16 protein-coding genes are annotated in these 13,091 nt (G+C 64.1%); 13 read left to right on the forward strand and 3 right to left on the reverse strand.

The genetic code is table 11. From position 1 onward, the window contains the following. The first annotated feature begins 49 nt into the window (after window positions 1-49). Complete coding sequence (locus tag ACWTU9_RS23110) at window positions 50-370, forward strand: hypothetical protein (RefSeq protein WP_455860307.1); 321 nt, start codon at window positions 50-52, stop codon at window positions 368-370. A 30-nt stretch (window positions 371-400) separates the two neighbouring features. Further along, the gene (locus ACWTU9_RS23115) at window positions 401-724 is read left to right on the forward strand and encodes a low molecular weight protein tyrosine phosphatase family protein (protein ID WP_455860308.1); all 324 of its coding nucleotides are present in this window, start codon (window positions 401-403) and stop codon (window positions 722-724) included. Between the two features lie 163 nt (window positions 725-887). On the opposite strand, the gene ACWTU9_RS23120 is transcribed toward ACWTU9_RS23115, so the two are convergent. Continuing rightward, window positions 888-1,076 (reverse strand): hypothetical protein, encoded by a 189-nt coding sequence (locus ACWTU9_RS23120; RefSeq protein ID WP_455860309.1) that lies wholly within the window; start codon window positions 1,074-1,076, stop codon window positions 888-890. 7 nt (window positions 1,077-1,083) lie between these two features. After that, window positions 1,084-1,287 carry a hypothetical protein gene (locus ACWTU9_RS23125; protein WP_454590095.1) on the reverse strand — a complete coding sequence of 68 codons (204 nt, stop codon included), beginning with the start codon at window positions 1,285-1,287 and terminating at the stop codon, window positions 1,084-1,086. A gap of 175 nt (window positions 1,288-1,462) precedes the next feature. Between ACWTU9_RS23125 and rsmI the strand changes: the two genes are divergently transcribed. After that, the gene (gene rsmI / locus ACWTU9_RS23130; protein WP_455860310.1) at window positions 1,463-2,359 is read left to right on the forward strand and encodes a 16S rRNA (cytidine(1402)-2'-O)-methyltransferase; all 897 of its coding nucleotides are present in this window, start codon (window positions 1,463-1,465) and stop codon (window positions 2,357-2,359) included. Beyond that, on the forward strand, window positions 2,352-2,729 hold the full coding sequence (locus ACWTU9_RS23135) for a YraN family protein (protein ID WP_455860311.1): 378 nt from the start codon (window positions 2,352-2,354) through the stop codon (window positions 2,727-2,729). Before rsmI ends, ACWTU9_RS23135 begins: the two co-directional genes overlap by 8 nt. Before the next feature lie 101 nt (window positions 2,730-2,830). On the opposite strand, the gene ACWTU9_RS23140 is transcribed toward ACWTU9_RS23135, so the two are convergent. Further along, window positions 2,831-3,637: an undecaprenyl-diphosphate phosphatase gene (locus ACWTU9_RS23140; protein WP_455860312.1), complete on the reverse strand. Its 807-nt coding sequence runs from the start codon at window positions 3,635-3,637 to the stop codon at window positions 2,831-2,833. A gap of 168 nt (window positions 3,638-3,805) precedes the next feature. On the opposite strand from ACWTU9_RS23140, the gene ACWTU9_RS23145 reads away from it, so the two are divergent. From ACWTU9_RS23145 to ACWTU9_RS23185, 9 genes are all read left to right on the forward strand, one after another. Continuing rightward, complete coding sequence (locus ACWTU9_RS23145; protein ID WP_455860313.1) at window positions 3,806-4,498, forward strand: glutathione S-transferase family protein; 693 nt, start codon at window positions 3,806-3,808, stop codon at window positions 4,496-4,498. Further along, window positions 4,479-5,633, forward strand: a complete 1,155-nt coding sequence (gene queG / locus ACWTU9_RS23150) for a tRNA epoxyqueuosine(34) reductase QueG (RefSeq protein ID WP_455860314.1) — start codon at window positions 4,479-4,481, stop codon at window positions 5,631-5,633. Before ACWTU9_RS23145 ends, queG begins: the two co-directional genes overlap by 20 nt. After that, entirely contained in the window at window positions 5,630-6,532 is a 903-nt protein-coding gene (locus ACWTU9_RS23155) for an SDR family oxidoreductase (protein WP_455860315.1), read from the forward strand. Before queG ends, ACWTU9_RS23155 begins: the two co-directional genes overlap by 4 nt. A gap of 64 nt (window positions 6,533-6,596) precedes the next feature. Then, window positions 6,597-7,679 (forward strand): penicillin-insensitive murein endopeptidase, encoded by a 1,083-nt coding sequence (gene mepA, locus ACWTU9_RS23160; protein ID WP_454575751.1) that lies wholly within the window; start codon window positions 6,597-6,599, stop codon window positions 7,677-7,679. A 94-nt stretch (window positions 7,680-7,773) separates the two neighbouring features. Next, window positions 7,774-8,364 (forward strand): cation transporter, encoded by a 591-nt coding sequence (locus ACWTU9_RS23165; protein ID WP_455860316.1) that lies wholly within the window; start codon window positions 7,774-7,776, stop codon window positions 8,362-8,364. A 138-nt stretch (window positions 8,365-8,502) separates the two neighbouring features. Next, complete coding sequence (locus ACWTU9_RS23170) at window positions 8,503-9,522, forward strand: glucokinase (protein ID WP_455860317.1); 1,020 nt, start codon at window positions 8,503-8,505, stop codon at window positions 9,520-9,522. A gap of 156 nt (window positions 9,523-9,678) precedes the next feature. Next, a complete protein-coding gene (locus ACWTU9_RS23175; protein ID WP_455860318.1) occupies window positions 9,679-11,535 on the forward strand; it encodes an ABC transporter ATP-binding protein in 1,857 nt (618 codons plus the stop codon). Beyond that, a complete protein-coding gene (gene dapB, locus ACWTU9_RS23180; RefSeq protein ID WP_455860319.1) occupies window positions 11,532-12,353 on the forward strand; it encodes a 4-hydroxy-tetrahydrodipicolinate reductase in 822 nt (273 codons plus the stop codon). The genes ACWTU9_RS23175 and dapB overlap by 4 nt, the downstream gene beginning before the upstream one ends. Before the next feature lie 92 nt (window positions 12,354-12,445). Next, complete coding sequence (locus ACWTU9_RS23185) at window positions 12,446-13,066, forward strand: 2,3-bisphosphoglycerate-dependent phosphoglycerate mutase (protein ID WP_455860320.1); 621 nt, start codon at window positions 12,446-12,448, stop codon at window positions 13,064-13,066. The last annotated feature ends 25 nt before the right edge of the window (window positions 13,067-13,091 follow it).

Here is a 13,091-nt window from a genome sequence, read left to right on the forward strand (position 1 = left end):
ACGGACCATATGACCGAGCCCCTGTTGGGATACATCCATAGGATCTGCTATGAAGTTCCTAATCCACGAGACACTTCGGACGTTGAACTCGAATGACATTTTCGAGTTTGGATTGGGCGAGGTTTCCAAGTCTCAGGAACACGCCGATCTTTACGAAGCCGAGGCCGTGTTCCGTAAAAATGGAAAAGAAAGAACCCACAAGATTCCGGGACTCTCCGAGTTCGACGTGGTGCGCGGCTTTATGACGTATATCGGGATAAATCTTAGGGCAGCAGCAAAGAACGACGCCGTTGAATTCGACCTAAACGGCCTTACCCTCGATCAGTACATACCCCTGACCAAGACGATCCGAGACATATGGGATGAATAATCGCCGCTCTCGAATCGGTGCTGACAGGCCTTGAAAAACGTCCTGTTCGTCTGCAGCCAGAACCGCTTGCGCAGCCCGACCGCTGAACAGATGTTTTCCAAGCGCGAGGATATCGAAGTGGCCTCGGCCGGGACCAATCACGATGCCGACACGCCGCTGACGCATGAACTGGTGGCCTGGGCCGACATCATCTTCGTCATGGAAAAGGCGCACCGCACCAAATTGCAGAAGAAGTTCAAGGCAAGCCTGAAGAAGGCGCGGGTGATCTGCCTCGACATTCCGGACGACTATGAATTCATGGATCCGGAACTGGTGCGATTGCTCGAAGTGAGGGTAACGCGATTCCTGGGTTAGTGGGTTTCTTCCAGGTGGCGTATCAACCACGCGGTCGTCATCCTAGGGCGGAGCAGGAGCGAAGCTCCGTCGCGCAGACCCTAGGATGACGAAGGGCGCGGATGGCGAAGCCAATCGCCAAGCGTTGCAGATTGCGCTTCTGATGGTGCGCGTTTCTGTGCGATCAAGCGTCGTGCTTGAAGCGGCGCTTGCCGCGGTCCTTTTCGGCATGAGCGCCGCCGGGTCGGGCCGGCTTGGCGTCGCCCTTGTCGCGGCGGACGCTGTGCTGGTCGTTCATAGGATGCGGCTGCACGCCTTCTCTGGCGCTCTTGGTTTCAAGACGGGTGATGAAGATATCGAAGCGATTGGGCATCGTCCGGTCAGTGCTCCGTCGTGCTTTCGGTGTCGGTCTCGATTTCGTTGCGGGCCTCGGCGAGCACGCGGCGCAGGAGCCGCTTGCCGGCTTCCCTGCGGATAGCTTCGTCCCGGGCTTCGGCGGATTGGCTTTTGGCGCGAGGCGCGGCGAAACGCTTGCGCCCGGCATAGTAGGGCTCGAAAACGTCCTGCAATTTCAGGCTGTCCATCCTGTCCTCCTCCTCAAGAGACTCAGGTATTCAATCCGCCGGCCACGGTTTCGTTCCCTACTATGGCAAAGACATGGCGGCCGGATTACATCGACGTGAGGTTCAGGCCCGGACGCTGGGCGTTTTGCAACCGCGCCTGCGCCATGCCAAACAGGGCTGAACGGAGATGTGAGCGGTGACCGGCGAAAAACGCAGCTATGTGATCGGCCAGACCGAAATGCCGGTCCGGCCGCTCGAGCCAGCGCTCTATCTGGTGGCGACGCCGATCGGCAATCTCGCCGACATCACGCTGCGCGCGCTGGAAACGCTGGCCGCCGCCGACATTGTCGCTTGCGAGGACACCCGCGTCTCGCGCGTGCTGCTCGACCGCTACGGCATCCGCCGCCGTACCACTGCCTATCACGAACACAATGCCGGCGAGGCCGGGCCGAAGCTGATCGCAGCGCTCGAGGCCGGACAGAGTGTGGCGCTGATTTCGGATGCCGGGACGCCGCTGATCTCCGATCCCGGCTACAGGCTGGTCGGCGAGGCGCAGGAGCGCGGCCTGCGCGTCGTGCCGATTCCCGGACCATCGGCGCCGCTGGCGGCGCTGACGGCGTCTGGCCTGCCGTCGGACGCCTTCCTGTTCGCCGGCTTTCTGCCGGTGAAATCAGGGCAGCGGCTGACCAGGCTGGAAACCTTCAAGGCGGTGCCGGCGACTCTGATCTTCTTCGAATCGCCGCGTCGGCTGGCCGAATCGCTCGGCGCCATGGTCGAGGCGCTGGGCGGCGAACGCAAAGCCGCCATCGGCCGGGAATTGACCAAGACTTTCGAGGAAATCCGCACCGGCACGCTGCGGACGCTTGCCGATCATTACGCGGCGGCGGACACACCGAAGGGCGAGATCGTCGTCTGCATCGGTCCCGCCGAGGCGAAGGCCGACGAACCGGAAGACATCGACCGCCTGCTTTTGTCGCTCGCCGCTGAAATGCCGGCCTCCAAGGCGGCGGCGGAAGCCGCGAAAATGACCGGCGGCCAGAAGCAGGCGCTCTATCGGCGGCTGCTCGAACTTAGAGAAAGCGACGATGGTTGAGCGCCCGAGCGCCAGCCGTCAAAAGGCCTACCGGCGCGGCCATCGCGGCGAATGGCTGGCGGCTGCCGCGCTGATGCTGAAGGGTTACCGGATCCTGGCCCGCCGCCATCGCACCCGCTTCGGCGAGATCGACCTGATCGCCCGCCGCGGCGATCTGGTGCTGTTCGTCGAGGTCAAGGCGCGCCGCACGCTGATCGAGGCCATGGAGGCGATCGGCCACGAATCGGAGCGCCGCATCGAGGGCACGGCCGACATCTGGCTGTCGCGCCAGCCGGACTATGGCAGGCTGTCGATGCGCTTCGACATGGTCGCCGTGCTGCCCTGGCGCTGGCCGGTGCATGTGCCGAATGCGTTTTATGGACGGAATTGAGGGCGGCTTACTGACAAGCGTTGCTCGCCCTTCGCTGCCTCAGGGCGTTCGTCGCTCGGAAGCCAACCAGTTGGCTTTCCGTCCGCTACGCGGACCGCTCCTCACCCCCAAACCATCAACGCCACCAGCCCGACGCCGCCCACCACCAGGCGCCACCAGCCGAACAGCGCGTAGCCGTTGCGCGAGACGTAATCGAGCAGGAAGCGCACGACAAACAGCGCGGTGACGAAGGCGGCGACGAAGCCGATGGCGATGATCGGCAGGTCGGCCGTGGTCAAGACGTTGCGGTTCTTGAATAGGTCGAAGGCGAAGGCGCCGACCATGGTCGGGATGGCGAGGAAGAAGGAGAATTCCGCCGCTGCCCGCTTGTCGACGCCCAGAAGCAGCGCGCCGACGATGGTCGAGCCGGAGCGCGACGTCCCGGGGATCAGCGACAGGCACTGGAACAGGCCGATCTGCAGATAAAGCCTTGTCGGGAAGCGCTCGACGTCGCGGTAGATCGGCTGCAGCTTCATGCGGTCGACGACCAGCAGCACGACGCCGCCGATGATCAGCATGATGCAGATCAGCCTTGGCGATTCGAACAGCACGGTCTTGATGAAATCATGCGCCAGCGCGCCGATGATGGCCGCCGGCAGGAAGGCGATCAGGATGCCGAGGACGAAATGCCGCGTCAGCCGGTCATGCGGCAGGTCGAGCAGCATCTGCCACAGGCGGCGGAAATAGACACTGAGGATCGCCAGGATGGCGCCGAGCTGGATCAGGATCTCGAAGGCCTTGCCGGTGGAATGGAAGCCGAGGAAATGGCCGGCGAGCAGGATATGGCCTGTCGAGGAGACCGGGATGAACTCGGTCAGCCCCTCGAGCAGGCCGAGCAGCAGGGCTTCGACGATGGTGTGGCTATCCATGGCAACCTCGGCATTCAAGTGACGGAAGGAAACGACTAGCAAAGGGCTTGCTTGTCACGGCGCGGAAGTCCCCCTATAGGTCGCAACACCGTGACGGTCGCATGACGGGCCGCCAAGACTTACCGGTGCGCCCTGCGATTCGCCAGTGCGCTTAATTATCGCGGAACCATGCTGACGCTTTTCCATCATCCGATGTTCGCCACCTGCCGCTTCGTTCGCCTCGCCTTTGGCGAGTATGGCGAGGAGCTGGCGCTGATCGAGGAAAAGCCGTGGACGCGGCGCAAGGAGTTTCTGGCGCTGAACCCGGCCGGCACCTTGCCTATCCTGCTTGCCGAAGGCGACGTGCCGATCGTCGGCGCCGTGGTGATATCGGAATATCTCGACGAGACGCGCGGCGTCTTGAAGCGAGACAAGAGGTTGTTTGCCGAGGACCCGATGCAGCGCGCCGAAATCCGCCGGCTGACCGACTGGTATCTCAACAAGGCCGAGAGCGAAGTGACCCGGCATCTGGTGCGCGAACGCGTGCTGAAGCCAGTCATGCCGGAAACGGCGGGCGGCGGCTCGCCCGATTCGGCGGCGATCCGTGCTGCCCGCGCCAACATCCGCCAGCATATGAAATACACCAACTGGCTGGCCGGCACCCGCCACTGGCTCGCCGGCAGCAAGGTTACCTATGCCGATCTCGCGGCAGCGGCGACGCTGTCGGTGCTCGACTATCTCGGCGAGATCGACTGGCGCGAGCATGCCGCCGCGCGCGAATGGTACACGCGGGTGAAATCGCGGCCGTCGTTTCGGCCGCTGCTTTCGGACCGGGTGCGCGGCCTGTCGCCGGTGTCGCACTATGCGGACCTCGACTTCTAAAAGCCAAACCTTGCGCGCGCTGATCGACGCCGAGGCGCGGCGCGCCGGCTTCGATGCGATCGCCGTCACCACCCCCGATGCAATCCCGCTGGCGCCCGCACGTCTGGCCGAATTCGTCGCCGACGGCTTTCATGGCTCGATGGCGTGGATTGCCGAGACGCTCGAGCGCCGCAGCGAACCCTCGACGCTGTGGCCCGATGTGCGCTCGATCATCGTGCTGGCGATGAATTACGGCCCGGACCACGATCCGCGCGCGCTACAGGCAAGACGCGATCGCGGCGCGATCTCGGTCTATGCGCAAAACCGCGACTATCACGACATTATAAAGGGCCGGCTGAAGGAAATCGCCGGCAAGATCGTGGCGCGGGCCGGCGGCGACGTGAAGGTTTTTGTCGACACCGCACCGGTGATGGAAAAGCCGCTGGCCGAGGCCGCCGGGCTCGGCTGGCAAGGCAAGCATACCAATCTGGTCAGCCGCGAGCACAGCTCGTGGCTGTTCCTCGGCACCATCTTCACCACGGCGGAATTGGCACCCGATGCAGCCGAGATAGACCATTGCGGCTCCTGCCGCGCCTGCCTCGATGCCTGCCCGACCGATGCCTTTCCAGCGCCCTACCGGCTCGATGCCAGGCGCTGCATTTCCTACCTCACAATCGAGAACAAGGGACCGATCCCGCGCGAATTCCGCGACAAGATCGGCAACCGCATCTATGGCTGCGACGATTGCCTTGCCGCCTGCCCGTGGAACAAGTTCGCCCGCGCCGCCTCGGAAGCAAAGCTTGCCGCGCGCGCCGAATTGCGTGAGCCGAAGCTTTCGGACCTGTTGCAGCTGGATGACGCGGCCTTCCGCACTTTATTTTCGGGCTCGCCCATAAAACGCATCGGCCGCGACCGCTTTGTCCGCAACGTGCTGACCGCCGCCGGCAATTCCGGCGATGCTTCGCTGGCCGGCCCGGTCCGCGCCTTGCTCGGCGATGCCTCGCCGCTGGTGCGCGGTGCGGCGGTGTGGGCGCTGGCGCGGCTGGTGCCGGATACCGAATTCAGCGAGCTGGCCGCCACCGGCTCGAAAACCGAAACCGACACGACAGTGCGCGACGAATGGCTGTCCGCATTGCCAACAGAGGCGCATGCATGACGGGTAAAAAAGTTCTGATATTCGGCGCCGGCTATTCCGCCCTAGCGTTCGCACGCGCTAAAAAGGATCCAGCCACGGAGATTCTTGGGACCACGAGGTCTCCAGATAAATTCGAAAGGCTGCTGCAGGCCGGCATCAAGCCGATCGAATTCAGTGACACCACCAACATTTGCGACGAAATTCGCGATGTAACACATCTGATTGTCTCTATCCCACCCGATGAGACCGGTCGTGATCCGGGCCTTCACTACGGCGAGCCGATCGAACAATGGGCTCAAAAGCTCGAATGGATCGGCTATCTCTCCACCGTAGGAGTCTATGGCGACCATGGCGGCGCGTGGGTCGATGAGGCCGCCGAATGCCGGCCGGTTTCGAAGCGCTCTGTCCTGCGCGTCGCTGCCGAAGAGAATTGGGTGGAGCTCGGCCGAAACGCAGGTGTCCCCGTCGCAGTCCTACGGCTTTCCGGGATTTACGGGCCGGGGCGCAATGCCCTGGTCAATCTGGAAAACGGCTCAGCTAGACGGCTGGTCAAGCCGGACCAGGTCTTCAACCGCATCCATTGCGACGACATTGCCGGCGCGCTGTGGCATCTCATCGCCGGCAACACAGGCGGCATTTTCAACATTACCGATGACGAGCCGGCGCCACCGCAGGATGTCGTCACCTATGCCGCATCGCTGATGGGCGTCGAGCCGCCACCGGAAATTCCTTTCGAGACCGCCCAACTTTCGCCCATGGCGCGGTCCTTCTATGGCGAGAACAAACGCGTCGCCAACACCGCGATCAAGGCCGAGGGCTATCGGTTCCGCTTTCCGGACTACCGCCAGGCATTCGACCGGATGTGGGCCGACGGAACCTGGCGCGACGGCGAGCCGCGCAGCCCTATGAAGCGGCCGTGATCGAAACCAAGCGGCGGGCGTGGTATGATTCGCCCAATAGCGCGGCTTGTTGCAGAGGGGGCTCATGACGATTTCGATGCGATCCTTGCCCGGCAGACGCCCGTTCCTGACGGCGACGCTGGCGATCGTCGCCTTGGCAGGGCTGGTGGCGGGTGCAATCACGGCCGAGCCGCGGGCAAAAGACCTGTTTGGGGCCAAGAAGCTGCCGGCGGTGGCGGCTGCGCAATCGTTCGGCTTCTATTCCAAGGGCTGCTTCACCGGCGGCGTCGCCATTCCGATGGACGGCCAGAACTGGGAAGTGATGCGTCCGTCGCGCAACCGCCGCTGGGGCCATCCGACGATGATCGCACTGATCGAGAAACTGTCGCGCGATGCCGCCGCCGACGGCTGGCCGGGGCTTCTGATCGGCGACATCTCGCAACCGCGCGGCGGGCCGATGCTGACCGGGCATGCCTCGCACCAGATCGGCCTCGACGCCGACATCTGGCTGACGCCGATGCCCGACCGCAAGCTCACGACCCAGGAGCGCGAAAACATCAGCGCCACGCTGATGGTCGACGACAAGACGCATCTGGTGAAGGACCGGCTCTGGAAGCCGATGCATACGCAGCTGCTGAAGCGGGCGGCGAGCTATCCGGAGGTCGAGCGCATCCTGGTCAATCCCGGCATCAAGAAGAAGCTTTGCGACACCGTCACCGGCGACCGCTCATGGCTGCGCAAGATCCGGCCGTTCTGGGGCCATGACTACCATTTCCACATTCGCATCGGCTGCCAGCCGGGTTCGCCCAACTGCAAGGGACAGGAAGCGACGCCCGACGATGATGGCTGCGGCAAGCCCCTGGCCTGGTGGTTCACCGAGGAGCCGTGGCGTCCCAACAAGAACCCGGACGCGCCCAAGGCGCGCGACGTGATGACGATGGCGAACCTGCCGAAACAGTGCCAGTTCGTGCTCGACCAGCCTGACGCGGATTCGGCCGAAGCCGTCACCTATCGCAGCGGCGGCGGCGTTCCGATCGCCGCCAGGGCGCCCGAACCCGACACGCCTTCGCCGCCCGCCGTGAGCAACGCGGCCGCACTGCCAAGCGCCGTCAACGCTTTTGCCGAGACGCCGGAGATCGGCGTGCCTTTGCCGAGACCACGGCCGTGAGGCTGACCGCTGCTTCACGTCTGACAACCGGCGCTTTACCGCCGGTCACTCAAGGTGCAATGATCCTGCCATAGCGCGGGCAGGAGGTACGGCATTGCAGACGGAGGATACCGGCCTTCTCCGCGTCGTCCGGCGGGTAGCTCTTCTCAATCTGGGATACTTCGTCGTCGAGTTCGCCGTGGCATCTGCGATCGGCTCCGTGTCGCTGTTCGCGGACAGTGTTGATTTCCTGGAAGATACCTCGGTCAATTTTCTTATTCTGGTTGCCCTGAGCTGGGCCGCACCTGGCCGTGCGAAGGTTGGCATGGCCCTGGCGGCCATTCTTCTGGTGCCTGGGTTGGCAACGCTCTGGACGGCTTGGGCCAAGTTCAGCCTGCCGGTCGCGCCGGCGCCGTTGCCGCTGTCCCTGACAGGCGCCGGCGCTTTGGCCGTGAACCTGTCTTGCGCGTTCATGTTGGCACCCTTCCGCCGGTCCAGCGGCAGCCTGACAAAGGCGGCGTTCCTTTCCGCGCGCAACGACGCCTTTGCCAACGTAGCCATTATCGGCGCCGGCCTTGTCACTGCTGTGATCTGGCATTCTGCGTGGCCCGACCTGATTGTCGGCCTGGGAATTGCGGCCATGAATGTCGATGCGGCTCGCGAAGTCTGGTCTGCGGCCCGCGAGGAGCACAAAGCGTCCGCCTAGCGGCGAGATCGTGGCCGTTTGGCCGCAGAGTCGACCTCAGTGCGCCGCCGGGCTCGAAAAGCGTTTCCCTTTTCAAACCCATGCGCTAGTCAATCGATTGAAACGGCGCAACGGCATCGCAAAGGGGACGACCAAGGCATGGCAGGCGACGACGACGCAGCGTTGCGGTTTCCAGTGTTGATCGGCGACATCGGCGGAACGAATGCGCGCTTTTCGATCGTGCTCGACGCGAATTCGGACGGCGGCGAGCCGCATATCGTGCAGACGGCCAATTTCAACACCATAGACGAGGCAATCCAGGCGGCGGTGCTCGACCGCTCGTCCATCCGGCCGAATTCGGCGGTGCTGGCGATCGCCGGGCCGGTCGATGGCGACGAGATCCCTCTCACCAACTGTCCCTGGGTGGTGAAACCCAAGCAGATGTTTTCCAATCTGGGCCTGAGCGACATCGTCGTGCTCAACGATTTCGAGGCGCAGGCGCTGGCCGTCGTGGCGCTCGGCGAAGAGCATATGGAAAAGATCGGCGGCGGCACGCCGGAGCCCAATGCCGGACGCGTCGTGCTCGGCCCCGGCACCGGCCTTGGCGTCGCCGGGCTGGTCCATGCCCTCAACCACTGGATACCGGTGCCCGGCGAGGGCGGCCACATGGACATCGGCCCGCGCTCTCAGCGCGATTTCGAGGTGTTCCCACATATCGAGAAGCTGGAAGGCCGCATTTCGGGCGAGCAAATCCTGTGCGGACGCGGCCTGGTCAATGTCTATCGCGCTGTCGCCAAGGCGGACGGCAAGCCGACGCCATTCACCACGCCGGCCGAAATCACCGGCGCGGCGTTGGCCAAGACCGACCCGGTCGCCGAGGAAGCGCTGGCGCTGTTCGTCACCTGCCTCGGCCGCACCGCCGGCGACCTGGCGCTGGTGTTCATGAGCCGTGGCGGCGTGTTTTTGACCGGCGGCATTGCGCAAAAGATCGTGCCGGCGCTGAAGCAGGGCAATTTCCGCGCCGCCTTCGAGGACAAGGCACCGCACAGCGCGCTGATGGCCTCGATGCCAGTCTATGTCATCACCCACCCCCTGGCGGCCCTTTCCGGCCTTGCCGCCTATGCCAGAAACCCGTCGCTGTTCGGCGTCCAGACGCAGGGCCGGCGTTGGCGGGCATGATCCGCACTGCAAAAAGTGGCGATCAACTCCAAATCGTGAACTGAGCCGCGACGAAGTTTCGCCGCCTTGGCCATAGGCAAGCCACGGCCGGAGCGTTAAGAGGAGGCCGAATTCCAGCCCGCCCTACGACGCGGAAACCGACGAAGTGCTGCAGATTTGACATTTCAAAGCCCAAACAGAGCCAAGGTGAGGCCGGCCGAGGTTACGGCGGTGCTGCGCCGCATCCTGGCTGAAAACAGTCGCGACTATCGCTCATCCTATGCCGTCGCCATCATCTGCTCGCTGCTGGTTTCGGGCACCACAGCCTTCAGCGCCTGGATCATGGCGCCAATGGTCAACCAGATATTCTACGAACGGCAGGGCGGCGCCGTCGTGTGGATCTGCGCCGGTTTCATGGGCGCCTTCATGATCCGTGGCTTCGCCGGTTACGGCCAGGCGGTGGCGCTGGCCAAGATCGGCAACAATCTGGTGGCGCGCTACCAGAGACGCATCTTCGATCATCTGATGAAGCTCGGCGTCGACTTCTTCAACGACACGCGTTCGGGCCGGCTGGCGGCACAGGTCAACGAGAATGTCGGCGGCATTCGCGACCTGCTGTCGCTGACGCTGGTCTCGATCACCCGCGACGCCGTCACGCTGGTCGGTCTTGTCGGCGTCATGATCTACCAGGATCCGGTGCTGTCGCTGAGTTCGCTGCTGATCGGACCGCCGCTGATCTGGGCCGTCGTCTACATCACGCGGCGGGTACGCAAGATCAACCGGGAATCGGTGCTGATCAATTCCCGGCTGATCGGAGCAGTGCAGGAGGCCACGCAAGGCATCGCCATCGTCAAGGCCTTCACCATGGAGGAGGAGCTGTCGCGCCGCATCGGCGACCTCGCCGCCAGCGCCGAACAGCGCAGCAACAAGATCGCCCGCGTCTCGGAACGGCTGTCGCCGATTTCCGACATGCTGGCTGGCCTAGCGGTCACCGCGGTCATCGGTTATTCCGGCTATCGGGCCCTGGTCCTCGGCCAGCCGCCGGGTGCGGTGTTTTCGTTCATCACCGCGCTGATCCTGGCCTATGACCCGGCGCGACGTCTGGCCCGCATGCAGGTCTCGATGGAGCGGGCACTGGTCAATGCGCGCATGATCTACGAGCTGCTCGACCGCGAGCCGAAGCAGGGCGACGCGCCAGGCGCCGCAGAGGCCCATTTCACCACCGGCGCCGTGCGGTTCAACAACGTATCTTTCCGCTATGTCGAGGAAGTGCCGGTGCTGCAGGATCTGAGCTTCCACGCCGCCGCCGGCAAGATGACGGCCATCGTCGGCGCCTCGGGCGCCGGCAAGACGACGCTGGTGGCGCTGCTGCAGCGTTTCTACGATGTCGATGCAGGGACGATCGAAATCGACGGCCAGGACATTTCCAAAGTTACCAAACACTCGCTGCGCGGCTCGATCGCCTATGTCTCGCAGTCGCCCTATCTGTTCGAAGGCACCATCCGCGACAACATCAGGTATGGCCGGCTTTCGGCCACCGACACCGAGATCGAACAGGCGGCGATCCTGGCCGCAGCCGACGACTTCATCCGCCAGCAGCCTGAAGGCTACGACACGCCGGTCGGCGAAGGCGGCTCGACGCTGTCGGGCGGCCAGCGCCAGCGCGTCTCGATCGCCCGCGCCATCGTGCGCAATGCGCCGATCCTGCTGCTCGACGAAGCGACCTCGGCGCTCGACAACGAGGCCGAAGCCCGCGTCCAGGAAGCGCTCACCCACGTCATGGCCGGCCGCACCACCATCGTCATCGCGCACCGTCTGTCGACCGTGGTCAATGCCGACCACATCATCGTCATGGAGCAGGGCCGGCTGGTTGAGCAAGGCACGCACGCCTCGCTTATGGCCGATCCGCACAGCGTCTATGCCCGCTTCCATCGGGTGCAGGGCAAGAGGGGACTGGGGCTTGTCGACGACGCCAAGCCCATTCAAACTCCACTGCCGCGTGCGCGCGCAAAGAAGGTGGTGAGGAACGCATGAGCGAAAACGGTGATATGGGCCTGGTGGTGGTGGGGGCGGCCGGCCGCATGGGCCAGACGCTGGTCCGCGCCATCCATTCGATGCCGGGCGTGCGCGTTGCCGGCGCGGTCGAGCGTGCCGGATCGCCCTATCTCGGCAAGGATGCGGGCGAACTGGCCGGCATCGGCATCATCAACGTGCCGATATCGGACGATCCGCTGCCGGTCTTCGCCAAGGCCGACGGCGTGCTCGATTTCACCGCCCCGGCAGCCACCGTGGAATTCGCCGGCTATGCCGCGCAGGCGCGCATTGCCCATGTCATCGGTACCACCGGCTGCTCGGCGGACGACAACGCCAGGATAGAAGCGGCGGCGCGCCATGCGACGATCGTCAAATCCGGCAATATGAGCCTCGGCGTCAATCTGCTGGCGGTGCTGGTGGAACAGGCGGCGCGCGCGCTCGACGCCGACGATTACGACATCGAGATCCTCGAAATGCACCACAAGCACAAGGTCGACGCGCCGTCGGGCACCGCATTGCTTCTCGGCGAAGCGGCGGCGGGGGGACGCGGCATTGCGCTTGCCGGCAACGATGTGCGCTCACGCGAAGGCCATACCGGCGTGCGCAAGCCTGGAACGATCGGCTTCGCCAGCTTGCGCGGCGGCTCGGTGGTCGGCGACCACAGCGTGATCCTGGCCGGCACCGGCGAGCGCATCACGCTGGCGCACCATGCCGAAGACCGCGCAATCTTTGCCCGCGGCGCGGTCAAGGCAGCGCTTTGGGCGCGCCGTAAAAAGCCCGGACTGTATTCCATGCGGGACGTGCTCGGCCTGAGCTGAGGCGTCTATTTTCTTACGCAATTCCGGACTTAAAACCGCTACACACTTTTCCTGGAATTGCTCAAATCCAACCCATCCCTGAAGGAGCAAACATGTCGGGAACTCTCGTGCTCGTGCGCCACGGCCAGAGCGAATGGAACCTGAAGAACCTGTTTACCGGCTGGCGCGATGTCGACCTGACCGAACAGGGTCACCAGGAGGCCAAGGAGGCCGGCCAGAAGCTCAAGGCGCGCGGCCTGAAATTCGACATCGCCTTTACCTCGGCGCTGATCCGGGCGCAGAAGACCTGCCAGCACATTCTCGATGCCGTCGGCCAGAGCGATCTGGAGACGATCCGCGACCAGGCGCTGAACGAGCGTGACTATGGCGACCTCTCCGGCCTCAACAAGGACGACGCGCGCAAGAAATGGGGCGAGGACCAGGTGCATATCTGGCGCCGCTCCTACGATGTGCCGCCGCCCGGCGGCGAAAGCCTGAAGGACACCGGCGCCCGCGTCTGGCCCTATTATCTGCACGACATGCAGTCGCATGTGCTGAGGGGCGGCACGGTGCTGGTCGCCGCGCACGGCAATTCGCTGCGCGCGCTGATCATGGCGCTGGACGGCAAGAGCGGCGAGGAGATCGTCAAGCTCGAGCTCGGCACCGGCGTGCCGGTGATCTACAAGCTCAACGCCGATTCGACCGTGGCGTCGAAGGACGTGCTGGAAGGCTGACTATACGGGGAGAGGATGCCGGCAG

Source organism: Mesorhizobium sp. 128a (genome assembly GCF_053848025.1).